Raw genomic sequence first — 24,054 nt, forward strand, 5'->3', positions numbered from 1 at the left:
ATGGCGACCGTCGACGACGTACGACGACAGTTCCGGAACCCGCCGCCCGAGGCGCGGCCGATGATGCGGTGGTGGTGGTTCGGACCGTCCGTCGACCGGGACGAGATCGATCGCGAGCTGAACGCGATGGCGGCGGCCGGGCTCGGCGGGGCCGAGGTGTCGTTCGTGTATCCGATGGCGCCGGTGACCGCGCCCTTCGGATCGCCGGAATTCCTCGAACTGGTCGGGCACGCGTCGCGGACGGCGCAGGCGCTCGGCCTGCGGTTCGACGTGACGCTCGGAAGCGGCTGGTCGTACGGCGGCCCGCATGTCGGGACCGCGCACGCGGCGCGGCAGCTGCACTGGGACCGGCGCGAGATCGGCGCGGCGGCGTACGACGTACCGATCGCGGCCGCGTGGCCCGGTGACGAGTTCGTCGCCGCGTACGTCGGTGACGGCTCGGCCGGCGCACCGACGTCGTACGTCGAGGTGCCGGTGAGCGACGGGACCATCCACGTACCGGCGGGCGGGCAGCCGCGCGAGGTGCTGATCGCGACGTCGCGGGTCACCGGGCAGAACGTGAAGCGGGCGGCGGCCGGCGCCGAGGGGCACACACTCGACCACTACTCGGCGGCCGCGGCGCGGGAACACATCCGCGCCGTCGCGGAACCGTTGCTCAAGGCAGCGATGCCGGTCGGGTCGGTGTTCTGCGACAGCCTCGAGGTGTACGGCGCGGACTGGACGCCGGCGATCTTCTCCGAGTTCCTGGAGCGGCGCGGGTACGACCTCCGGCCGCGGTTGTACGAGCTGCTGGTCGACGTCGACGGCGCGCGGGAGTTGCGGATCGACTTCGGCCGGACGTTGTCGGAGCTGTACGAGGACAACTTCCTCAAGGTGTTCCAGGCCTGGGCCGCGGAGCACGGCGTACCGTTCCGGATCCAGAGCTACGGCGAACCGCCGGCGACGATGAGCAGCTACCGGTTCGCGGACATCTCCGAGGGTGAGGGGTGGGCGTGGAGGGGCATCCCCGAGACCCGGTGGGCGTCGTCGGCGGCGAATATCTACGGCCAGTCGGTCGTGTCGGCCGAGGTGTGGACGTGGGTGCACTCACCGTCGTTCCGGGCGACGCCGCTGGATCTCCGGGGTGAGGCGCACGAGCATTTCCTGTCCGGCGTCAACCACCTGATCGGGCACGGCTGGCCGTACTCGCCGTCCGACAGGCCCGGACTCGGGTGGATCTTCTACGCCGCCGGCGCCCTCGACGACCGCAACCCCTGGTGGCCGGCGGCAACGGCTCTGTTCGGCTCGCTGCAACGGTTGTCGTGGGTGCTGCGGCAGGGTACGCCGGTGCGGCCGGTCAAGATCTACATCCCGGCGTCGGACGCGTACGTTGCCGGCGGCACCGAACCGCGCAACTTGTATCGGGTCGTCCGTCGGTTGATCCCTGAGGCCGTCCCGCGGACGATCCGCGACGCGGGCCTCGACTTCGACCTGATCGACGACGACGCCATCACGACGGTCGATCCGGCCGACGTCCCGGTGATCGTCGTACCGTCCGGAACGACGCTGCCGACTCGGACCCGCGCGTGGCTCGACGCGGTCACCGCGGCCGGCGGGACGGTCGTCACCGATCTGTCCACCCTCGCCGACAGTCTCCCGCCCGCGGCTTTCACCCCGGTCGAGGACGTCGGCGTCGTACACCGCCGCCTCGACGACGCCGACCTCTACTTCGTCGCCAACACCGCGGCCGAGCCTCGCACGCTCACCTTCCCCGCCGCGATGGAACGCTGGAACCCCCTGAGCGCTGAATCCCAGACCATCCACTCCACCACACTCCACCCCTACGAATCAGCTGTGCTGGTGGCGACGACGGATGTGCCTGGTGCTGAGCCGTCCAGCCACCTCGTCTGTGCGGTCGAAGGCGGCTGGACGGTTGCCTTTGGCAAGGAGGTTGCGGCGGTGCGGCTCCCCCACCGCTGGGAGGACGACCCGGCGCGTACGACGTACTCCGGCTCCGCCACCTACCGAACCGAGGTGGACCTACCGGCGACAACCGACCGGCTGCTCCTCGACCTGGGCCCTGGCACCCCGGTCCCACCCGACGCCGAGCCCTACGTACCAGGCAACTCCTACCGAGCGCTCATCACCCCGCCGGTAGGCGTGGCCGCCGACATCTACCTGAACGGCGTGCACTGCGCCACCCTCTGGGCCCCGCCGTACCAGGTCGACCTCACCGCGGCCGCTCGCCCAGGAGCCAACGACCTGCGCATCGTCGTCCACAACACCGCCGCCAACGCGCTCTCCGCCGACCAGCACCTGCTCGACGTGGCCGCCGAATCCGCCGTCACCTACGGCCGGCGCTTCGACCTGCAGCACGTCGAACACGCGACGGAGTACCTGAACTCCGGGCTGCTCGCCGTACCGCGGATCCTGCGTCAGGCCTGAGTCAGGAATCGATCCAGCACCCGCGAGCCGAACTCCAGCGCCGACGTCGGCACCCGCTCGTCGATACCGTGGAACATGCCCATGAAGTCCAGGTCCGGCGGCAGCTGCAACGGCACGAAGCCGAAGCACCGGACGCCGAGCCGGCTCCACGACTTCGCGTCCGTACCGCCCGACATCAGCAGCGGCGCGAACCGGGCCTGCGCGTCCTCGGCCTGCACGCACGCTTTCATCGCGTCCACGAGCCCGCCGCTGAACTCGGTCTCCAGCGCGATGTCGGTGACCACGGTCTCGCGCTGCACCTTGTCGCCGAGCAGCTCGTCGATGGTCGCGTAGAACTCGTCCTCGTACCCGGGCAGGAACCGCCCGTCGATGTGCGCCTCGGCGTCGCCGGGGATCACGTTCACCTTGTAGCCGGCGTTCAGCATCGTCGGGTTCGCGGTGTTCCGGATCGTCGCGCCGAACATCCGGCTGAAGCTGCCGAGCTTCGCCAGCGTGGTGCTCATGTCGTCCGGGTCGAGCTCGGTGCCGAGCAGGTCCTCGAGCGTCTTGAGGAACTCGCGGACCGTCGGTGTGACCCGCAGCGGCCACTCGTGCGAACCGATCCGGGTGACCGCCTCGACCAGGTTGGTGACCGCGTTGTCGGTGTTCACCATCGACCCGTGACCCGCCGTACCGCGGGCCTTGAGGCGCATCCAGTTCATGCCCTTCTCGGCGGTCTCGATCAGGTACAGCCGCAGGTCGTCCTTGACCGTGACCGAGAACCCGCCGACCTCGCCGATCCCCTCGGTGCAGTCGGCGATCGTGTCCGGATGGTTGTCGATCAGCCACTGGGCGCCGTACACGCCGCCGGCCTCCTCGTCGGCGGTGAACACCAGCCGGACGGGCCGCCGCGGCTTCACCCCGGCCCGCTGCCGCGCCCGGACGACGGACAGCACCATCGCGTCGAAGTCCTTCATGTCGACCGCGCCGCGGCCCCACACGCACCCGTCGAAGATCTCCCCCGCGAACGGGTCGACCTTCCAGTCCTTCGGGTCGGCGGGCACCACGTCCAGGTGCCCGTGCACGAGCAGCGGGTCCGCACTCTGGTCCTCGCCGTCCCAGTGGGCGACCAGCGTCGCCCGGCCCGGCTCGGACTCGTAGATGGTCGACTCGATCCCGACCTCGGCCAGCTTCGCCGCGACGTACTCCGCCGCGACCCGCTCGCCGTTGCTCTTGCCGTTCCCGTAGTTCGTCGTGTCGATGCGGATCAGCTCGCTGCAGAGCTCCACCACCTCGGCGTCGGCGGCGTACGACGTACTGTCGGTCGAGGTCGTCATGCGCCCATCCTAGGTGTGCGTGCTGCCTCGTCGACGATCCGGTCGGCGGTTTCCCCGGCGGTCAGGCCGGAGGTGTCGAGCCACCATCCGGTGTCGCCGAACTCCCGTCGCATGTCGGCCTCGAGCCGCTCGTACCCGTCGAAGTCGAACCGCTCCGCCGGGTCGCGGATCGTGTTCCGGTACCGGCACACCTCGATCCCGGGCGCCAGTACGACGAACAGCATCCGCCGCGGACTCAGGTGCTCCACGAAGAAGTCGAGCTTCGCCCGCGACGGGATCATCGCGTCGATCAGCGGGGTGAAGCCGGCGTCCACGAAGTTGTTCGCCAGCGCGCACAGGTTCCGGTGCAGCAACTCGACCTGCCGCGCCGCCTCGTCCGCCGGCTCACCGAGCGCCCAGACGAATCCGTTCACGATCATCGCGTTCACCTCGTCACCGCCGAGCCGCGCCGACCGCGGCAGCCGTTCGGCCACGAGGCGGGTCACGGTCGACTTGCCGGCGCCGGGCATCCCGGTCACGAGTACGCAGTCCACGCCCGCGATCCTGCCGCCCGCCGTCCGGCGCGGCAATGTATTTCAGGTCGCGGTATTTCAGGTCGTGCATGTGGGCCCCGGCCCGGGGTACCGGGGACGCGTCGAACGACGCGAAGGAGTGATCGCGGATGAATGCCGGAGACAAGGCGAAGCACGCTGCCAAGGCCGCCAAGGGCAAGGCCAAGGAGATGGCCGGCGACGCGACGGACAACCGGGACCTGCAGGCGGAAGGCCAGGCCGAGAAGAGCAAGGAAGACCTGAAGCAGGCCGGCGAGAAGGTCAAGGACGCCTTCAAGGACTGACCCAGGCCCTCGACTGCCGCCGCTTCCGGACGGATCCGGCGGCAGTGCTCAGAGCACCTTCAGCCCGTACATCTCCCCGAGCGGATCCGCGATCAGTTCGATCCGGGCGCCGTCGGGGTCGCGGAAGTAGATCGACGTACCGCTCTCCTCCAGGAACTCCACGCCGTGCTCGGTCAGCCGCCCCGTCAGTTCGTCCCAGCGCGCCGGCTCCACCGAGATCGCCAGGTGGTGCAGCCCGCCGAGGACTTCGGCGTACGGCCCGAGCTCGAGACCCGGGAAGTCGAAGAACGCCAGCAGGTTCCCGTTCCCGATGTCGAAGAAGAAGTGCGTGGACCCTTCGTAGTCCCGGTTCCCCACCATTTCGGTCAACGGAAACCCGAGCACCTCCTGGTAGAACCGCACCGTCCGCTCGACGTCCGCGCACAGTAACGCTGTGTGATGAAGCCCACGCGCCGACGACGGCGCGCCCGCTTTCAGATACGCCGCCCGGAGCCGTTCCCGCTCCGCCTCCACCGCGCCGAGATCGATCTCCGCCATCTCCACCCACCCTTCCCTCACCCCCATCAGACACCCCGATCCGCCCGATGTGAATTCCACCCCTGGAGTTTGCTACTGTTCTCCGGTCGGCACCGCGCAAGCGGTCAGACCACTCGTCCGGGTGGCGGAATAGGCAGACGCGCTAGCTTGAGGTGCTAGTGCCCTTCGCGGGGCGTGGGGGTTCAAGTCCCCCCTCGGACACCAACGTGAAAGCCACGCAGAGCGGGGCTTACGGCGACTTCAGTCGATCTGGTCTCGTGGTTGTAACTCACTTACAGACCTAACGCCCCGTACGGCGCCTGCATGTCGGTTGCATCGGCCTGTTCAAGCGCCGCCGTCATGTCGCCCAACTCCTGACACCTTCACCACGCTGAGCTCAGCCTCCGCAGACCGCTTTTCGGCCACCGCGGCGTTGTACTGCTCCGTCAACGCCGCTGGATCCCGGCCGGCCTCGAGCGCCCGAGGCAATCGCGCCATCGCGGACTCCGCGGCCTGCACCCTCTGCGCCAGCCTGACGGCAACTGATGCCGACTCGCGATCATCGTCAACAGCCGCCAGCGCCTCCGCGGTCTGGTCGAGATTCTCGGGGCTGAACACGGTCACGATCCAGGCGTTGAGCTTCCGCGTCAGCATGTCCTCGCGAAGGTACACGTTCGCCGGATGCAGGTCCGCGATCGGCGAACCTGGCACCAACGTCCGCGCTGCACCGGTAAAACACCGCGTGCTTCCGCGCCGCGCCCTGCATCTTCCGCCCGCACAACTCACACCTCACGCGGCCACGAAGCCGGTACACGCGCGTCGTCACTCGAGTCCGCTCCCGCGTCGCCTGATCCGCGGGTCTGCTCCCCGACGCACGCGCAGCTCCAGCTGGACGCACGTGAACGTATCGACCGACACGATCGCCGGGTGGGCAGGCTCCCGCGACCGCACGATCTTCGAGTGCGGCGACCGCCGGAAGCGCACGACGTGCCCGGCAGCCACGTCCTCCGGATCCAGCAACTCTTCGATCTTCTGCCACCGTCCGTAGATCGCGAACCCGGTGTGTCGCGGATTCTCCAGAATCGCCTTGACCGTGGTGTGCTGCCATCCATCGCCCCGGCGATGCCGATTCTGCTGAGGAGTGTGAGCCGACGGCCACGGGACACCCTCGACGTTCAGCGTTTCGGCGATCGACTTCAGCCCCAGCCCGTCAAGGTACAGCTGAAAGATGCACTCGACCACGACGGCTGCTTCGTTGTCGATGGCAAGCACTCGAAGCCGATAGCCCTCCTGGGCCTTCCACGACCTGCGCCGCCATCGCCGCCCGCACTCGTCGCTGCACATGCTGACGCTCCGACTTCGACAACCCACCCGTGATCGTCATCGCCATGTCGTGCACGGTGTTCTCGGAATCGAACAGCCCACCCAGACTCGGGATCCACACTGGTTGCCATACCAGCACCTCGTCGCCTCCCCTACGACAAGGCCGTCCCAGCCGCGGCGCGGATTCTTCAACTCGTGGAGCACGCGGCTCGACAAACCGCGCGGCCTCACCCAGCTGCCACGCCAGCGACGACTTCGGATCCTGGTTGTCCTCCGTCGAACATCGCCCGTAGAAAGCAAGCCGCCCGATCCCATCACCACTGACCGGACGACCAGTAGGCGCCTCCATCCCAAGCAGCTCGTCCAGCGTCGCCGACTCGTCCTGCCCGGCGCTACTCAAGATGCCTTCTCCTCCGATTGGGAGGCGCCATCGTTTCTACGCCTCTTCTGCGCCAGTCTTACAACGATTCGTCTCAGCCTGCACCAGACATCACGGTCAGCCGCCGCGCTTCGAGTACAAACCTGGAACAGCCATGACCGGTACGGAGTGCCCGGGCTTGAAGCGAGTTCTTGGGGAATCTTGGAGCCGCTCATCCAGCGGTACGAAAGTGCGCCGCGTCGAGGGCGGACTGCAGCGAACGGCGGTAGCCGTCCGATGTGAACGTCGCTCCCGACACCGTGTCGATCCGGGCGCTCTGTGCGGCGATCGCCTCCTGCTCCAACTGCGGCAGCGCGAACGAGCTGATCTCCTGGTCACGCCCGCCGGACGACGGATACACCACAGCGGTCGCCTTCACCAGCCGCTTGCCTCGAACCGTGATCCGGACCTGCACCGGCCCGTACTGCGTGTCTTCGGACGTCCCGTTCACCGTCACATCGCTGGTCTTCGAAGAGGGTTTCACGACACCTGGCGACGTTCGCACGACACCCGGCGGCGCCGCGGCCACCGGCGGCGAGGAGAGGTGATTCCGGCTGGTCGGATAGAGAAACAACAGAACCAGCAGCACGCCGGTACTCCCGCCAACGAGAAGGTTGCGACGCAACCGCTCGGAGTGCCTGGTCACAGCGCGCTCGCTTGGTGCGCGGCATCCACTGCTGCTTCGCGGGACGTCATGTCTCCGACGATGCCTGGGGATTCTTGGTCCTTCCTTGGACTAGCCGGGCCTGTCGCAACATTGAGACCGTGCGGCGGTCAGCGAGCGCCCGAGGGTACGCATTGCACCGGCTCTGCAGCAACGACGGGATTCCGGGTACGGCGGCACCTGCGCAGGAGCGCGAACCCGACGGCCGACGCGGCCAACGCGAACGCCAGCGCAAGGGCTGTTGTCCACGGCGCGAGCGGGCTGTTCGACACCAGGACGGGCCGCGGCGGCAGGCCGGTCGGTACGATCCAGGTCGTCGTGACGACAGCCGGACCAGGGTGGTTGCGCGCGGCCACGATCCGCAGCGGCACGGGTCCGGTCGCCTCGACGTCGACAGCCGCTTGCCACTGTCCGCCACCCTGTCCGCTGCCGCCCTGTGCGGCGCCCGACGTACGCCGCAGGACGATCCCCGAGGTCGATCCCAGGTCGGCCGTCACAGCCGTGATCGGCCCGGGGGACGGACGCCTGCTGCTGACCACATCGACCAGCAGGAGGCTCCTGCCGGGTTGGTTGGGGCCGAGCGAGACGGTGACCAGCAGATCGTCCACCTGATAGTTGGCCCGCGAGGCGGTCACTTCGGGCTTGTCGAACTGCGGCCCGCGAGCCGGCGGCGTTCCTGCCAGCACGACAGCCATCAAGGCGACGCCGACTCCCAGCAGCGGCGAGATCGCCCGCGCTCGGGACGACGGCAGCACGGGCGGGCCGATCCGTCGCCGCAGCCACGGGTGGAGGCGTGCCGCGTGGCGCAGGCCGAGCAGCATCAGCACACCTGCCAGAGCCAGCTTGATCAGCAAGGCCCGCCCGTACGCCGTGCTGATCGCGGCGTCGACAGAGGCCACCTGGCGCCCGGTCAGCAAGAGCCCCGTGATCGTGAGCACCGCCACGGAGCACGCCGCGACTGGACCGAAGGACCTCCACAGATCCAAGGTCAAGCTCCGCTCTCCGCGCAACCGAGCAGTCAGGATGCCGAGTACGACGAGCCCGCCGACCCACGCGAGGGCCGCGACCTGGTGCACGGCGAGCACCACGAGCGAGAGCGGCCCGCCACGAGCATGGCTGGTCGCCGCGCGCAGGACCAGATCTGCGAGCAGCAGGCAGACCAGTGGCAGCGTCGCCGCGCTGCCCGAGGCGCCGCGGCGCGACTGTCGCACCAAGAGCGTGCAGATGATGACCAGTACGACCTCACGCAGCGACCACCGGAGCAGCTGACCGGAATCCTTGACCACCGCCAGGCCGGAGTCGGATCCGGCCGCCTCCGACCACTGCCTGGCACCCCGTGCGAGCGACGCGAACACCGAGAGCATCCCGAACGCGGCCACCAGCCCGCGCATGGTGCCCACTGAGTCCGCAGGCAGCGTGAACCCCCGACGGCGAGAACCCGCCGCGACCACGAGCACCCAGCCGCAGACGACGGCCGTCGCAGCCAGATCGAACCAGCCCAGCAGGTCGTCTGCCACCGTTCCGGCCGGCCCGGTCACGGATTCGGCGGGCTGACCGGTCGAAGTAGCGGCCAGCCCGACTCCGAAGACCACCGTGCCTTGCAGCCGATGGAGGTCGTACTTCGACACCACGCTCCACCGCAGCTCGTACACCGACCGAGGCAACTCCGGAAAGCCCGTCAAGACCACGTGAATGCCCTGATCTGCGATTCGCGCGACCACCGGATACGACTTGCCGTCTCGATCAGTCAGCGCGATGTCCATACCGGCGGCCGTCGGCGGCTCGGAGAACCACAGATCGAGCTGGCGCGGCGCCGTACGGACCGTCTGGCCGTCGGACGGCGTGGACCGCAGCAGCACCGGGTGAGCCTCCGCGGCCAGGCCGCTGCTCAGCCAGAAAACGGCGGCCACGAGCAGCAGCGCAACCGCCCTGACAAGCCCTCGCGCACCCCAGATCCCCACAGTCGCCTCCCCCAACGGTGCTACGCGCGACGATCCCCCACCGGGCGATCCGGAGGGCCTAAATGACAAAGTTCTCATTTCGTTCTCACGCTCCAGCGGCTCCCGAAGATGCGATTCGGGCTTCCCTCGGGCGTCACAGCGAGTCAAGATGTCCTAGGGCTCGGGGGAGAGTCCAGTGCAGCGGGCACGCCCAACGGCGCCGTCCGGCTGGGGGGAGAACATGACAACAGTGCTGGTAATCGATGACGAGCCAGAGGTGGTCCGCTTCGTACGCCGCGGGCTCGAGGCTGAGGGGTACCGGGTCCTGACCGCTACCGACGGTGGTGACGGTCTCCGGATGGCGCTGACGAAGCAACCGGATCTGATGGTGGTCGACCTGCGGATGCCCGAGGTCGACGGCCAGGCAGTGATCGCGGCGGTGCTCGTCAGCAGCCCGAACACCCGCGTCCTGGTCCTCTCGGCGGCCGCCGACGCGGAGGCCCGGGTTCGTTGCCTGGAGCAAGGCGTCGACATCCTGCCGAAGCCCTTCACGATCCGCGAGCTGCTGGCCAGAGTACGGTTCGGCCTGCGTGACGCGACCGGCAAGACGACCGAGGAGCTCGTACTGCGGGTCGGCCGGATCACCCTCGACATCCGTACCCGCAAGCTGCGCATCGACGGCATCGAGGCGGGCCTGTCGGAACGCGAGTTCCTGCTCATGCAGCACCTCATGCGGAGACCCGACAAGGTCTGCTCCCGCAGCGAACTGCTGTCCGCGGTCTGGGGATACGACTTCGATCCCGCGACCAACATCGTCGACGTCTACGTCCGTCGGCTGCGGGGCAAGATGACCCGCGACGTGATCGAGACCGTGCGCAATGTCGGCTATCAGCTTCAAAGCGCGTGACGCGGCGCCTGGCCTGACCACCCGGCTGATCTCGGGCCGGCTGAGTCAGCAGACGTACCGCGTGGTCGACGGCCTGCTCGCGCTGTTCATCCTCGCGATGCTGGCGCTGATGAGTGTGATGATCGAGCGCGAGGTCATCCCGTACCACCTGCTGTTCCTGGGTCTGACGCTCGTGTACGGCTTCCGCGTCTGGCCGATGGTGCCGACGCTGATCGTCACGTTTCTCGTGACCACCAGCACGGGATGGATCCTGGTCGCCCACCAACTCCAGGACGGCAGCAGCCGGGCGGAGTGGGCGGAGATTCCGCTGATGCCGATGCTCTTCCTCGCGATGGTCTGGCACGCGCGCCGCCGGAAGGCGGCACAGGACCAGCTCGAGTTGATGTCCGAGGAACGGCTGGCCGTGTTCGAGCGCGAACGCGAGTTCTTCCGGGAGGCGTCGCATGCGATGCGTACGCCGGTGACGATCGCGCTCGGCCACCTCGAACTGCTCGAACCGATCGTCGACACTCCCGAGTCCACCGAGGATTACGGGATCGTCGTACGCCAGATGGACCGGCTGTCCGCGCTGTCCACCCGCCTGCTGGCGCTGGCCAAACTCGATTCCGGCCGCGCGCTGCGCTACCACGATCTCGACCTCGGCGAGTTCCTCGACGACATCGCGCGCAACTGGCGCGAGAGCGCGGACCGGGACTGGCAGTTCGACCGCCCGGTGGGGGCCGCGGTGGTCGCGGCGGACAGGTCTTGGCTCGAGCTGGCCCTCGATGCGCTGATCGAGAACGCCGTACACTTCACCTCGCCGGGCGACCGGATACGCCTGTCGTGTGAGCGCTCCGGTCCGTGGTACCTGATCAGCGTCGCCGACGCCGGTCCTGGTATTCGGCCCAAGGACCTGCCGCACGTCTTCGAACGCTTCTGGCATCGACGTCCGCCGTCGAAGGCGCCCGGCAGCGGCCTCGGTCTGGCGATGGCGCAAGCCACCGTGCAAGCACACGGCGGTCAGATCGTCGCCGAGCGGGCTCCCGAGGGTGGCGCCCTGTTCCAGGTGATGCTGCCCGCTCGCGACAGCGATTCCACCGACGGCTGACGCGCTCACAGCACCGGTACATGGCGCAGGCTGAGCCCGCCCAGCTCGATCGACGCCTTCTCACCGTGCCGCAGTGCGCCCTTCGTGTTCTGGTAGACGAGATAGTACGTCTGCCCGGCACGCAAGGTATGCCCTTGCTTCATCACCGACACCCGCTTGGTACCGCCGTCCCGAACCTCGCTGCGTAGCTCCGGCGGGTGCTGTACGTCGGACTGGAACCGGCCGGCCTTCTCGCTGTCCAGCACGACGTACGTCAGCGTGACGAGTCCACCGTCCCCGACCACGGCGATCCGGCTGAAACGCACACCGTACTGCTGCTCGATCGCCGCACTCTGCGGGAACGATCCGGCGCCGTCGGACGACGACCAGATCTTCAGGCCGACGAGCACGCCGACGACCAGTGCGACGGCGAGAACCGCGCTCAGCACTACCAGCCGGCTGAGACCACGGCCCCGCTTGGTGGGACGGTCAATTGTTGCTTCGAGCATGGAGGTCCCCTCCCCTGAAGGGAAGCCGGGGACCCGGTGGGTGGGTCCCCGGCTTCCCGCTGCCGCTACGGCATCGTGTACCTGGTCGAGTTGAAGGTGTCGAAGTACGCCTGTCCGGCCGAGCTGGAGCTCAAACCGGCCGACACCCCGAGCCAGGCTGTCTCGATCCGCAGCGTGCTGGTGTTGCCCGTCTGCAGCGAACGGCTGACCCCGTCGACCAGCAGCCGCACCGAGCCCGCGGAGGTGCCCGTCGCCGGTCCGGACGTCCAGTCGAGCTGCAGGGTGTGGTCGCCGGGCGTCAGCGTCACCCAGGCGCCGGTCAGGGCACCTGCGCCGCTACGGTCGAGAACCGTCCGAACCTGGGCCGAGCCGGCCGCGTACCGGTACTCGAGTGCGAACACCTGACCATTGGCCGCTGTCCGCGCCTGCAGCACACTCAGGGCGGTCGTAGCGCTCGTCCCGGAGGTGAGCGTGTTCCGGTTGAAGACGAACCGCGCGTGGTACGACGTCTCCGCCGTCGGGGTGCTGTCGGTCAGGTACCCCGCGCCCGGCAGGGTGACCTGCAGACCGCGAAGGCTTCCGGGCTCCAGTGCGCCAGGCCGCGCCGCAGTTGTCGTGTTCGCGACACCACCGGTCCGGCCGCTCCAGAATCCGAACCCGCCCGACTCGAAGTCGTCGGAGAAGATCCGGTTCGGTCGCTGGACCGAGACGGTCGTGCCGACCGGCTTGCTCCAGTTGCCGGCAAGGTCCTGCACGCGCAGGTTGAACAGCTGGTTGCCCGGCGACACGGAGGCTAGCGGTACGGTCACCTGGACCTTGCCCGCGACCACGCTGACCGGCACCGAGATGCCCTTGCCGATGCCAGGATCGGTACTCCCGAGCCAGTACTCCGCCTTCGCGATCAGCGAGGCGTCGGTGACCGGCGCGGTGAGCGTCAGCGTGTCTGCCCCGTTGGTCGGGTTCGGCGCGGCCGTCAGCGCACCCAGGACGGGCGCGGTCTTGTCCACGACCAGGTTGACCGCGAACAACGGTCCCCAGTTGCCGGCGGCGTCCTGACCACGTACGTAGACGTGATGGGTGCCATCGGCAAGCGCCTTGATCTGCGTCAGCGGGATCATCCCATAGAACGCCTCACTGGACGAGTCGAGTTTCGCGTCGACCGGGAGCAACTGCAACCCTGTTCCGCCGGGTGGGTTCGGCACGGTCGGGTCGAGGAACGCCTCGGCGTCGACCAGGTTGCTCTGGAGCGCGCCACCGGCGTCCTTGTCGGTGATCTCGGCGGAGATCAGCAGGTTTCCCGGGTGGCTCTTGTCGGCCAGTACGCCGTTCGTCGGGTTCGGGCCGACCGCAGCCGCGTCGACGGCGGGGCCGGTCACGTCGATCGGCAGCGGAATGTCCAACGGCGGACCCCACAGCCCCAACGAGTCCTTGCTGTGCACGAGCACGTGGTGCGTGCCCTCGGCGAGCGTCTGCAGCAACGACGGCGAGAGATCCGCGTCCTCGGACACCACGGTCGCGCTGCGGTTCAGCGCCAGCGGCGTGCCGGCACCGTTCGCTCCGGCCGTGTCGAGGAAGTACTCCGCCGCGGTGATCACCCCGCCCGCGTCCGAGTCGTCACCCGTGGCGGACACGCTCACCGCGACCGAACCGTTGGCCGGTACGTCGGCGATCGACCCGTTCGTTGTCTGCGGCCCGGTCTTCGGTAGGTTCAGAATGACCGAGCCGACGACACCCCAATTGCCCGCGGCATCGAGTCCGCGGACGAAGACCGTGTGCCGTCCGGCGTCCAGGGCGGCCATCATCGCCGTCGTGATCGTCCCGGTCGCCCCCACGACCGTCACGCCGTTGCTCGGCAGGCTCATCGGCGTACCGAATCCCGGGCCGACGGTGACCGCGTCGTCGAGGACGAACTCCGCCTGGCTGACGCCGGATCCGCCGGTGGTCGCGTCGCTGAGATCGGCCGTCACCGTGACCGGTACCTGCCCGGTCGCCGGGTTGGGAGCCAGCCTGACGTGGCTCGAGACTGGCCCGACACCGTCGGTGGCCGGTGGCGGCGCGTTGGTGTCGAGGAACGTCAGCATGCCGCCGAACGCGAACTGCGCCGGATCCGCGGTGTGCTGACCGTTGTTGTCGAGATGCCGCGCCGGCTCGTACAGCGCCAGCTTGGCTTCCGGACCGGTCGGCATCGTCACCAGCGCGTCCAGCGTCTGCCCGGGATCGATGCTCTCCGCGGCGACCGTGGTGGCGTAGTGCGCCGGGTGGCCGCCATTCGCGATCTCGGTCTGCACGCCGCCCAATACCGTCATCGGATGCGTGAGGGAGCCCACGTTCACGTAACGCAGCAGGACCTTGTGGCCCTGGTCGGTCGCGATCGGATCGCTGGCCGGGAACGGCTTGCCGTTGATCATCCGGTACTTCGGCGCGAAGTCGCGTAGGTCGAATCCGGTCGGGTTCGCGTTGAACGCCGGATCGATCTCACTGAGTACGACCAGCGCGTCGTCGTCGTACTGGCTCGCCGGATACCCGGCCGGTTGCGTCCCGTACGCCGAACCGTCGGAGGGCAGTACGACGAACGCACCCGCCAGGCCCATCGCCACCTGCCGCGCGCCTCCTGGCGTGTGACCGGCCTCGTACAGGAACGTCCCAGGGTGGCTCGCGGTGAAGGTGTAGGCGCGGGTGCCCGAGCCGATTCCCGCCGTGTCCTCGCCACCGGTCGGCACCGACTGACCCGGGAAGGCCAACGAGACCGACTGTCCGGCGAGCTGGTTGTGCAGTGTCACGGTTACCTGGTCGCCCTGATGGACGACGAGTACCGGACCGGGTGTGGTGGCCGAGCCGGCCGCGCCGGTCAATGAGAATCCCCAGATCGGCACGTTGGTTCCCAACACACTCGCGGTCCCGGCCATCGCGTAGAGGTCGCACGCCGCGGTCGCCGCGCCGAAGCTGCAGCCACGTGGCGTGAGCTTGCCCAGAGCAACCGACGCACGGGCCGGAGAGTCCTGGACCGCTGGAGCGGCCGCCGCGTGGATCGGTGCGAGCAGCGCGGAGACCAGGGCTGCGGTCGCGGCGCCGACGGCGGCGACCCGGAATCTGTTCGTCATCGTCGTCGTCCTCACTGGCTCACACAGCCGGCGGGCGGATCGATGCGGAAGACCGTCATCATGCCGCCGAACGCCGCGCCGTAGTTGGTCGCCTGCTCGAGCGCGTGGCTGTGTGCGATGTGGTAGTACTCGCCGCACTCGTTGTTCTGCGTCATGTTCGACGGCACCGCGTTCTTGGTACCGAGATAGCCGCTCTCCGAGAACCAGGTGTCCGAGCCGACGAGCAGCTGGTCGGTGATGGCCGGCAGCTGGGTCGGGATCGGGTTGGTCGTCGCGTTCCAGTGCTCGACGTCACGCCAGTCCATCAGCACGTCAAGGGTCTGCCCGGGCCCTACGTCGAGGTCGTACTTCTGGTACGACAAGTCCTGACCGGCCGGCCCCTGCAGTGCGTGACCGTCGCGGTTGATCACCCGCTCGTCGCTGCCGTGCGGGTGGAACGGGTAGTTGACGCTGCCCGCGTTCAAATAGTGAATCGTGGCCGGGAGCGGGTTTGTCGCAGCGTCGTAGGGCTTGATGTGAACCAGTGCGCCGTACGGTTGGCCGGGCAGCCAGGGCGCGTTGTTCGGCGCCAGCGTGTCCGGCATGCTGCGGCCGTTGATCATGAAGTACCGGGACTTCGATGCGTTCACGTCAACCGGTTGGTCGCGCTCGACGGCCAGGTGTACGTCGGGGTCGATCTCGGACAGCAGGTAGACGTATTCCTTGCCGTTGGCGAACGCCGAGTCGGCGCGGTCGTTGACCTGATTCGGATGGCCGGCCGGACGCACCACCAGAGCGCCGTACAGACCCATCTGCAGTTGCTTGTCGACGTCGGTTCCGGTCTCGTACAAGTAGCTGCCCGGGCTGCCCGCGGTGAAGGTGTAGGTCACCGAGCCGTCGCTCGCCGCGGCGGTCTGCACCAGCGACGTCAGCGAGCCGCCGGAATCGAACTGCGGCTGCGCCGGGTTCCCGTTCGCCTTGACGCCCGACTGGCCCGGAAACACCATCGAAGTTGCTTCTGGCAACGTGTTGTGCAGGATCACTGTCACCTGGCGTCCGGATTCGACACACAGGGTCGGACCGGGGAGCTGGAATCCGCGCTTGCTGTTGCCGTAGCTCCACATGTAGATCGAGTTGCCGTCCGGCGTCGAGATGTAGCCGTCGCTCGCGGTCAGCGAGAACGTCTGGTTCGGGTCGGTGTCACACAACACCCCTTCGGACATCTCGGCCGTCGAGGCCTGAGCACGAACCACCAGCGGACATGTCACCAGCAGCGCGGCGGCGGCCAGCGCCAGCATTCGCTGGACAGTCAGTCGTTTCATCGGATTCCCCCTCACGCATTCGCCGCGGTCTGTGGCGGATACGTACCGGGCGCCCCGACGACGATCTTCGTCATCATGCCGCCGTAGCCCGGCCCGCCGCCGTTCTCCAGATACGCGTACTTGCGGTCGTACAGCAGGTACTCCCCCGGACCCGGCGCGACGAAGATCGCGTCCCGGCTCTCCCCCGGGCCCACCTCGACCACGTTCGACGTCAGGTAGTTCGTCGTACCGTCGCGCCCCTTCAGCAACGCCGCATCCTTCGCGATCACTGTCAGATCGATGTTGTCCGCTGTCATCGCGTGGTTCTGGTAGCCGAGGTTCGACATCCGTAGCAACACCCGATCGCCGGCGTTGCACCTGATCAGCGACGAGATCGGCTGGTACTGCAGCCGGCCCGCGCCCGTGCTCAGCGGATCGCCGTTGGCGGCGATCGTGTCCGGGTACGCCCGGCCGTTGAGCAGCCAGAAGCTCGGGTCGTAGTCGGTCCAGTCGTTCACCTGGATGTGCGCGTCCCGGTAGTGCGCGGCCGACCACAGCTCGGTGATCATGAACGCGAACTCCCGGTCGTAGGCCGTCGAGCCGTCGCCGTCGTTGTACGCGTACCGCTCGCCCGGGTGCAGCGGCGTACGGTTCTGCGCCGGCCGCACGAACACCATGCCGGTCATGCCCATCTGCACGTGTTCGACGTCCTCGAAGTGGCAGTGGTACATGTACGTCCCGGCGTCGTGCGGCCGGTAGAAGTACGTCAGGTCCCGCCCGATCGGCACTGCGAGCGACAGTTCCGGTACGCCGTCGAACAGCGGGATCGCGTTGACGAATCCGTGCCAGTGCAGGGTGTGGCCGTCGAACAGGTCCGGTCGCTGCGACAGACCGAGGTTGGTCAGCGTGAGGTAGATGTCGTCGTCCTCGTCGAACGCCATCATCGGCGCACTGATCTGCGCCTTGCCACGCTGTGCTGCGACCAGGTTCGAAGTCATCCCGGTGACGTCACGGAAACCGAACACATAGGTGTTGAAGGGACTCGGTGCCAGCGGATCGGGGAAGAACGGCGGGTCCGGTGGAGCATCGCCAGGCATCGCGACCCAGCCGTCGGTACCGACCAGGTGCATCTGCTTGACCGGATGCGCCGCGGCGGCCGTTCTACTGGCTGCCGCCACGGGCCGGACCGGCGCGGCCATGACGGCGCTGCTGGTCAGAAGCCGGCCGCCGAGGGCAGCGCCTGCAACCGCCCCGGCGCCGGTGAGTAAGGAACGCCGCGTGAGACGCGACGCAGAATTGTCAGTCACTGTGTCTCCCGTTGGTGATTCGAAGTGGGCGGGGTGTGCGGCCCGCCGGGAGGGGTAACGCGGCGGGCCGCACGGATTCACGGCGTCATCTGGTCCGATCCTGCGTCGTACCGGCGCGAGAGGATGCCGGTGACCGTCGGCCGAGGCTGGCCGTCGATGTCCGGGGTCGGCGCTGTCACGGTGTAACTGAAGCCCGTGGTAGCAGTGCCCCATCGAACGACGGTGCTCGCGGCGCCCAGACCGCGGGCCGATGACGGCGGCGTGGCGGTCGCCAGGTGGAAGTCGCCCATCAGGTCCGGCGGCAACAACTCCGCGACGATCGCGGCCTCCCGGAAGGCCGGGTAGGACCGGACCGCCAGGATGTTGACCGTCACCTCGTACGGCGAGACGAATCCCGGATCCACCGTGGAGTTCGACGCGTCCGCGGCGGTACCGGTCACGTCCTGTAGCACCGTGTGGGTCGGTGTCAGCAGGGCATCCGGGAGATCGGCCACGCCCATGTCCCAGTTGTTGACCGAGTTCGTCGTACCGTCGGGAAGCTGTCCGCCGATGCCGTAGACGTACCCGCCGCTGAAGGAGCCGGCCCGGTTGTCCCAGAAGACGTCGTTGAACAGTGTCGGCTTGCTGAACGTCGTGGCCGCCAAGGCCTGCGAGCTGGGGAACAGCGTCGTGTTGCGCAGCCGCGCCTGCAACGGGTCACTGTTCGCCGCGGTCGACAACCCGGCCGGTGCGGGCTGACCGTCGCTGGTCACGGCCGAGGCCGTGGTCAGGTTCTTCGTCACCGTGTTGTTTACGACGTTCACGAAGACCGCGTCGTCGAGCGCGAGACCACCGCCCTCGTGGGCCGAGACGTTGTCGGCGATCGTGTTGTTGGTGATGTTGATGGTCTGTGGATCGGACCGGGAGATGTGCGATCCACTGGTCTGCAGCAGCCGGATCCCGCCGCCGTCGTCGTTGGCCAGGTTCGCCTGGATGACGTTGGCGTTGATCGTCACCGGTCCGGTGCCCGGCGAGAGCGCCGTCGGAGTCGCCGGCAACTCGCCTGCGACCATCACCCCGCCGCCCTCGTCGTACGACTCGTTGAACCAGATCCGGTTGCCGCTGATCTGGCCACCGGTGCTGCCGCCCGGGTTCGCCATGTAGCCGAACGCCGTGAGCGCACCCCCGTACTCCGCGGAGAAGTTGCCGCAGATGGCATTGTCCTGCACTCGGTAGCCGTCGCTTCCGGTGAACAGCCCGATGCCGCCGGCGAGGTTCGTACCACCGTTGTCGCGGATCTGGTTGCGGGCGATCACCGGGTCGTAGTTGCGGTTGTCACCGACGTACGGCGTACCGATCCGGATGCCGCCGCCGTACGAGCCGCCGTTGCCGTTGATCACGTTGTCGGTCAGCTGCAAGCCGCGGACGTTGGCGTGCGCGTACACGCCGCCGCCTTGGGTGATCAGTGCGCCGTCCGCGCCGTACGGTGTGTGGACGACACCGTCGAGGGTGTTGATGTTGGCCGGCAGGTCCGCCTGGGCTCCGCCGGTGATGTCGAGGCCGTCCAGCGTGACCGGCCAACTGGCCGGCGTGAAGCCCGTGCGTGCCGGGTCATCCAGGATCGTCACCACGGCCGCATCCGGTACCGCTGGGTTACCCGAGTGCACCAGGCTGCCGAGGAGATTGATCCAGGCAGTCCCGTTGGGGTTGTCCAGGTTGAAGCCGGAGCCGTCGAGGATCGAGCCGGGTACCCAGGTTCCGGCGGAGTCGAATCCGCCCGGACCGACGCCCTGGATCCGCACCTGGTGATGCACGATGACGTTCTCGTTGTAGTCACCGCGGGGATTCGCGGCCGTCTGGGCGTTCGGCCAGATCACCACGAGCCAGTACGGACGCAACCTGGTCGGTACGGCCGCCTCGAGCGCCGCCTGGACGGTCTTGTACTGCTTCGTCGGGCCGACCTCCGCGATCAGCGGACTGGTCGCCGTCATACCGGCCAGGATCGGGACGTTCGCGGCGAGAACCTGCAGCGTCAGACCGTTCACGCTCGTCCTGCCGTTGTGTCCGGTGATCTCCAACGTCGCCGCACCCAACGCGAACAGCGCCGGCACGGTGAACGTGATCTTCTTGTCGGTCCAGCTCGTCACCGCCATCGCAGTACCGTTGAGCGTCACCTTGCTGGGCGCACCGGCATCGCCGAAACCGAAGCCCGTGACCGTGATGGTGCGGTTGGTGTCGCCGCGGCGGATGTACGGCCGGTCCACGGCGAGCAGTTGCGGTACGGACGATCCGAGGTCGCACATGGTCGGGTTGACCGTCGTCGATCCTGGCGCCAGTACGGTGGCCGCTACCTGGGTCGGGGCAGTATCGGTGACCGTGTAGAGCCCCGGCCACGCCTGGAAGTTGGTCGCGATCGTTCGGAATCGTGGGTTGTAGTCCGGATTCAGTGCGCCGGGCTGACCCGGATCGTTCCCGACGAACCGGTACATGTTCGGGCACGGGCCGGCCGGGAGCGGACAGTTGTACGTACTCGTCGACGGCTCGAGGGCCTCGTACAGGCCGTTGAAGTCCGTGTGTACGGTGTCGACCAGCCGCCCCGACCAGTCGTACAGGCCGACCGGGACGAACGGCAGGCCCTGCGCCTCGCCGTAGTTCACGCTGCGCTTGTCCAGCGTCAGACCGAGGTCGTTGAGTGTTAGACCCCAAAAGTGCGTCGGGATCGGTACGTCGGTGAACAGATTGAAGTTCGGTGCGGTCGCCTGGTTCGCCCGGAGGCTGATCAGCTTGTCACCGCAGAGCGGGCGCTCGTAGCCCTGGAACGGGCTGCCACCGCCGGCGTTGAAGTTCGGATTCATCACGTTGACCGTGTGCAGCGGACCTGCGCACGGCGAGATGATGCCGGCCTGCTGGGACGGCGGCTGCTGCGGCGGTGTCGGCGTCGCGTCCGGCGGACCGGCCGGGTCGGCGGCCTGGTCCGGAGTGGCCGGCGGGTAGTTCTCCTGCGGAAGGTAGGTGTCGCCGTCGAAGACGTTGACGTCCTCTTCACGCGTCACCTTGTACATCGGCTTGCCGTCGACCGGGTCGTTCGGAATGTCGACCGACACGATGTAATCGCGGGCGGGCAGGTCCTGCTCCTGCCCCGCCGGGAGCTGTGCGTAGAGCGCCAGCCCGTCGGGGTTGTGGACGGTGTCCGTCGGCGGGTACAGGTTGATCTTCGAGGTCGCGAAACCGTAGTTGCCGTTGACGGTCTGGCTGCCGCCCTCACGATCGCTCGCGCCGACGGCGACACCCATCATCGGTGCCTCGACGCACAACCGGTTCTCGGTCGTTCCGAAGGCCGGCAGCGCCTGCTGATCGGTCAGCGGCTGACCGTTGTACATGCGCGCCGTACAGCCGCGTGGCGGTGCCCACTCCTCCGAGGTGTAGGCCTCCTGGACCTCGGGACCCTTGACGAACGCGCCGTAGTTCGGGTTGTCGACGAGGTTGCCGCCGCCGTCCTGGACCTGCTTCGGTTCGGTCTCGTAGCCCTGGCGGCACAGGTCGGGCGGAGTGGTGTCGGTGCAGGCCTTCGGCACGTACAGCCGCACCGGGATGCCGGGGATGCCGGGCTGGTACGGCTCGGTCGCGGCCATCGCGGGGTCCAGTTCGTTGCGGGTGGTGTCGTAGGTGACCGTGCCGACGATGCCGCCGTTCGTGCCGGCGTCGTACGGCTGCACTCCCCAGTCGATCCGGCCGCGCAGACCGATGATCGGCAGGAAGTCGAGGTCGACCAGGCTGCCCAGCTGCGTCGTCGGCTTGGGCTCGTTGGCGGCCTGATAGGTGACACCGGTGGTCTTGTACCTGGTGTTGAAGCCCTCCAGCACCAGCCACTTGCCAAGCGGGTATGTCTCCCTGATGTCGTAGTTGCCGGCCGCATCCGTCACCGCGGTGTTGGTGTACTGGTCCATCAGCGAGTTGTCGCGCTCGCGGACGGTCAGCGTGAAACTCGGCACGGCGCGTTCACCGGTGTCGCGTTTGCCGTTGCCGTTGGAGTCGATGAACACGCTGCCGTTGATGTGGGTGAACCACCCGACGATCATCTTGTTGCCGACGTCGGTCACGCCGCCGTCGTGCACCTCGACGTTGAAGCTCCACAGGATGTAGTCCTGGTCGTCGTCCCAGACCGTCAACTGGTAGGTGCCGTCCGGCACGTGAGTGATGTCGAAGCTGCCGTCGGCCGCCCCGCGTCCGACGTACACGGCGGCGTCACCCGTGTCCAGATCGGACAGCGCGACCCACGGATACGGGATCGGGCCGTCGGACTTCGCGCCGGCGAACCCGGTCTCCGGTACGACCTGACCGTTCTGGCCACCGATGTACGGCAGACCCGCGATCACGACGCCCTTGACCTCACCGGTGGGCGTCGTGCTGGTCAGGCTCTGGGTCCGGACGAAGCCGAACTGCACCGCGGACACGAGCTCGGCACCACGTACCTGCTCGGTGTCGTAGCCGGTCTCGCCTTCCTGCTGCCAGATGTCGTGGTCGTGGCCGCCCTCGAGTGTCGTCGTCTGGACCCAGCCGTCCTGTCCTGCCGGCGGTGTCACGGTGGCGGCGTACCGGTTGGGGCCGAGGTTCGGGATCACTATCGCGCCGGTCGCGTCGCTGACACACCGGCCGGTCGACCGGGCGGTGTCGATGATCGGCCGGTTGTTGTCGTCGAACAGCATCGGGCCCGACCCGTTGGCGTTGGAGTGCTTGTAGATCGTGCAGAGTGGGTTGCCGTAGTAGTCGGTGCTCACCAGGCCGAGTACGTCGGCCAGGCTGGCGGTGAACCCGGCCAGCCCACGCTCCGCGTCGACCTCGTAGGTACCGTCCACCGGGACGTTGTCGTTGAAGACCTGCAGGCGCAGGGTGGTCAGCGGCAGCGGGGTGGGATTCATCCGTACGACCGCGTGTGTGGTCGCCCCGGAGCTGATCGTGAAATGCTGACCGTCGATCTTGAACCCGTCGGCGGTGACCGAGATCAGGTACTTGCCGGCCGGCAGGTTGTCCAGCGCCTTGGTGTCGTTCAGGTCCGCCTCGGTGCCCTGCGCAACGATCGGCGCGAAACCGGAGGTCGGCCGGGTCGACGGCCACGGACAGGTGTCTGCGTAGTCCGGGTTGCTCGATCCGCCGGGGGCGGTCGCCGGCAGGCATTGGTCGGTCAGCTGGTTGGCGGCCGAGCCCGGGTTACCGGTGTCGTCGACGTTGATCAGCCATTTGTACTGCGTCACCGGATCGTTCTCGTGCACGAATCCGGGACCTGAGTTGACCGATCGCGCGCTGGCCACGTGCAGCGTCAGGCTCCCCGGCCCCGCTGCCATCGCCGGCACCGCGTTGCGGCCCACCTGCCCGGCGGACATCAACGCCGCGATCAGACCGAGCGCGACCGCCACCCGCAGCCATCGCCGCGGCATGGATCTCCACTGCTGTGTCACGATCCCTCCCCCACTCGCGCGCCGATTGGGCGCCACGCCGTCAGCGCAACAGTGGAGCAGGGGTACCGGTGGCGGCCGCGAATGACAGAGTTCTCATCCGCTTCTCATGCACGCAGCCGTCGGACGAGCGCCGGACGCCATCCGGCTGTCATCTGCCCTCAGTGGACCCGACGGCGGCGAAGTAGACGCCAGAGTTCGTCCGCTCCCCAGACTGCGAGCGGGAACACAGGAGGACCAGGAGATGACGGGCGGGAGGGATGGCGGTGCCGAAGACGGACTGCAGCGGGGGCAGGACGACCACGGCGGCGGCGAAGGCGATTTCGAACAGGATGCCCCACAGGAGCAGACGGTTCGTGGTCAGACCGATCGAGCGCAGGGACGCGTACTGCGTACGGGACGCGAAGGCCCTGCCGAGCTGGCAGGCGACAATCCCGAGGAAGGACATCGTGGTTGCCTGGAGCCACAAGTGGTGGAACTGGGCGCCGCTCCCGGTCGGGTCGCCGGGGCGCCAGCCGCCGGCGAGCAGCGTCCAGAAGAACGTCCCGACGACGAGCGCAGCCGACAGTCCACCAAGCAGCGCCCAGGACCGGGCAAGCATCGGCCCGTCGATCACACCGTCGGTACGGCGTCGCGGCGGACGGTCCATCAGCCCGGGCTCGGCCGGCTCACGGCCGAGAGCGAGTGCGGGCAAAGTCTCGATGCCCAGGTCGATCGCGAGGATCCGCAGCACGGTCAGCGGTAGCGGTACCCGCCCGCCGGACAGCGCGTAGATCAGGAACGGCACCACCTCGGGCGTGGCGTGCGCGAAGATGTAGACGATGAACTACACAGAGTTCCCAAGGCGCAACTACGACGTGTCCTCGGCTCTATACGGCCTCACCGCACTGCCACCCGCCAGCGTCACGGACTCCGCCGATCTCCAGTCCGACGGGCACTGGCGCACCAAGAACGGCTGGCGCCGCTCCCATAACCCGAACGTCATCGTCGCTGCCGGACTGAAGCTCCACACCCTC

Annotated in this window: 17 protein-coding genes and 1 tRNA gene; 5 read left to right on the forward strand and 13 right to left on the reverse strand. The window is 68.1% G+C overall.

Annotated elements, in window-relative coordinates:
• Window positions 1–2,424 carry a glycosyl hydrolase gene (locus AB0M51_RS24870; protein ID WP_363750589.1) on the forward strand — a complete coding sequence of 808 codons (2,424 nt, stop codon included), beginning with the start codon at window positions 1–3 and terminating at the stop codon, window positions 2,422–2,424.
• Here the strand turns inward: AB0M51_RS24870 and AB0M51_RS24875 are convergent.
• Window positions 2,415–3,740, reverse strand: a complete 1,326-nt coding sequence (locus AB0M51_RS24875) for a M20/M25/M40 family metallo-hydrolase (protein ID WP_344194866.1) — start codon at window positions 3,738–3,740, stop codon at window positions 2,415–2,417. The two genes, AB0M51_RS24870 and AB0M51_RS24875, sit on opposite strands and share 10 nt — an antisense overlap.
• Window positions 3,737–4,273, reverse strand: a complete 537-nt coding sequence (locus AB0M51_RS24880; RefSeq protein ID WP_344194864.1) for an AAA family ATPase — start codon at window positions 4,271–4,273, stop codon at window positions 3,737–3,739. The genes AB0M51_RS24875 and AB0M51_RS24880 overlap by 4 nt, the downstream gene beginning before the upstream one ends.
• 128 nt (window positions 4,274–4,401) lie before the next feature.
• Between AB0M51_RS24880 and AB0M51_RS24885 the strand changes: the two genes are divergently transcribed.
• Window positions 4,402–4,575, forward strand: coding sequence for a CsbD family protein (locus tag AB0M51_RS24885; protein ID WP_344194862.1), 174 nt, complete (start codon window positions 4,402–4,404; stop codon window positions 4,573–4,575).
• A gap of 48 nt (window positions 4,576–4,623) precedes the next feature.
• Here AB0M51_RS24885 and AB0M51_RS24890 read toward each other — a convergent pair whose 3' ends face one another.
• On the reverse strand, window positions 4,624–5,112 hold the full coding sequence (locus AB0M51_RS24890; RefSeq protein ID WP_363750592.1) for a VOC family protein: 489 nt from the start codon (window positions 5,110–5,112) through the stop codon (window positions 4,624–4,626).
• Window positions 5,113–5,227: 115 nt separating this feature from the next.
• Here AB0M51_RS24890 and AB0M51_RS24895 point away from each other — a divergent pair.
• Window positions 5,228–5,316: transfer RNA gene (locus AB0M51_RS24895), tRNA-Leu, on the forward strand.
• A 120-nt stretch (window positions 5,317–5,436) separates the two neighbouring features.
• Here the strand turns inward: AB0M51_RS24895 and AB0M51_RS24900 are convergent.
• From AB0M51_RS24900 to AB0M51_RS24915, 4 genes are all read right to left on the reverse strand, one after another.
• The gene (locus AB0M51_RS24900; protein ID WP_363750594.1) at window positions 5,437–5,802 is read right to left on the reverse strand and encodes a hypothetical protein; all 366 of its coding nucleotides are present in this window, start codon (window positions 5,800–5,802) and stop codon (window positions 5,437–5,439) included.
• Window positions 5,803–5,913: 111 nt separating this feature from the next.
• Window positions 5,914–6,435 carry a recombinase family protein gene (locus AB0M51_RS24905; RefSeq protein ID WP_363750596.1) on the reverse strand — a complete coding sequence of 174 codons (522 nt, stop codon included), beginning with the start codon at window positions 6,433–6,435 and terminating at the stop codon, window positions 5,914–5,916.
• Between the two features lie 569 nt (window positions 6,436–7,004).
• Window positions 7,005–7,316 carry an FMN-binding protein gene (locus AB0M51_RS24910; RefSeq protein WP_363750598.1) on the reverse strand — a complete coding sequence of 104 codons (312 nt, stop codon included), beginning with the start codon at window positions 7,314–7,316 and terminating at the stop codon, window positions 7,005–7,007.
• A 290-nt stretch (window positions 7,317–7,606) separates the two neighbouring features.
• Entirely contained in the window at window positions 7,607–9,406 is a 1,800-nt protein-coding gene (locus AB0M51_RS24915; protein ID WP_363750600.1) for a copper resistance protein CopC, read from the reverse strand.
• Window positions 9,407–9,686: 280 nt separating this feature from the next.
• Here AB0M51_RS24915 and AB0M51_RS24920 point away from each other — a divergent pair, with 280 nt between their 5' ends.
• Window positions 9,687–10,343: a response regulator transcription factor gene (locus AB0M51_RS24920; protein ID WP_363750602.1), complete on the forward strand. Its 657-nt coding sequence runs from the start codon at window positions 9,687–9,689 to the stop codon at window positions 10,341–10,343.
• A complete protein-coding gene (locus tag AB0M51_RS24925) occupies window positions 10,315–11,430 on the forward strand; it encodes a HAMP domain-containing sensor histidine kinase (RefSeq protein WP_363750604.1) in 1,116 nt (371 codons plus the stop codon). Before AB0M51_RS24920 ends, AB0M51_RS24925 begins: the two co-directional genes overlap by 29 nt.
• A gap of 5 nt (window positions 11,431–11,435) precedes the next feature.
• On the opposite strand, the gene AB0M51_RS24930 is transcribed toward AB0M51_RS24925, so the two are convergent.
• The 6 genes from AB0M51_RS24930 to AB0M51_RS24955 all read right to left on the reverse strand — a co-directional run bounded on the left by AB0M51_RS24930 (window position 11,436) and on the right by AB0M51_RS24955 (window position 23,825).
• Window positions 11,436–11,918 (reverse strand): hypothetical protein, encoded by a 483-nt coding sequence (locus tag AB0M51_RS24930; protein ID WP_363750606.1) that lies wholly within the window; start codon window positions 11,916–11,918, stop codon window positions 11,436–11,438.
• Between the two features lie 65 nt (window positions 11,919–11,983).
• A complete protein-coding gene (locus tag AB0M51_RS24935) occupies window positions 11,984–15,019 on the reverse strand; it encodes a multicopper oxidase domain-containing protein (RefSeq protein ID WP_363750608.1) in 3,036 nt (1,011 codons plus the stop codon).
• Window positions 15,020–15,030: 11 nt separating this feature from the next.
• Window positions 15,031–16,320, reverse strand: a complete 1,290-nt coding sequence (locus AB0M51_RS24940) for a multicopper oxidase domain-containing protein (RefSeq protein ID WP_363750610.1) — start codon at window positions 16,318–16,320, stop codon at window positions 15,031–15,033.
• 11 nt (window positions 16,321–16,331) lie between these two features.
• The gene (locus AB0M51_RS24945) at window positions 16,332–17,498 is read right to left on the reverse strand and encodes a multicopper oxidase domain-containing protein (RefSeq protein WP_363750612.1); all 1,167 of its coding nucleotides are present in this window, start codon (window positions 17,496–17,498) and stop codon (window positions 16,332–16,334) included.
• Window positions 17,499–17,683: 185 nt separating this feature from the next.
• A complete protein-coding gene (locus AB0M51_RS24950; RefSeq protein WP_363750614.1) occupies window positions 17,684–23,020 on the reverse strand; it encodes an IPT/TIG domain-containing protein in 5,337 nt (1,778 codons plus the stop codon).
• A gap of 169 nt (window positions 23,021–23,189) precedes the next feature.
• Window positions 23,190–23,825: a cation-translocating P-type ATPase C-terminal domain-containing protein gene (locus AB0M51_RS24955; protein ID WP_363750616.1), complete on the reverse strand. Its 636-nt coding sequence runs from the start codon at window positions 23,823–23,825 to the stop codon at window positions 23,190–23,192.
• Window positions 23,826–24,054: the final 229 nt, after the last annotated feature.

This window comes from Kribbella sp. NPDC051137 (assembly GCF_040682535.1).
Classification (GTDB): Bacteria; Actinomycetota; Actinomycetes; order Propionibacteriales; family Kribbellaceae; genus Kribbella; species Kribbella karoonensis.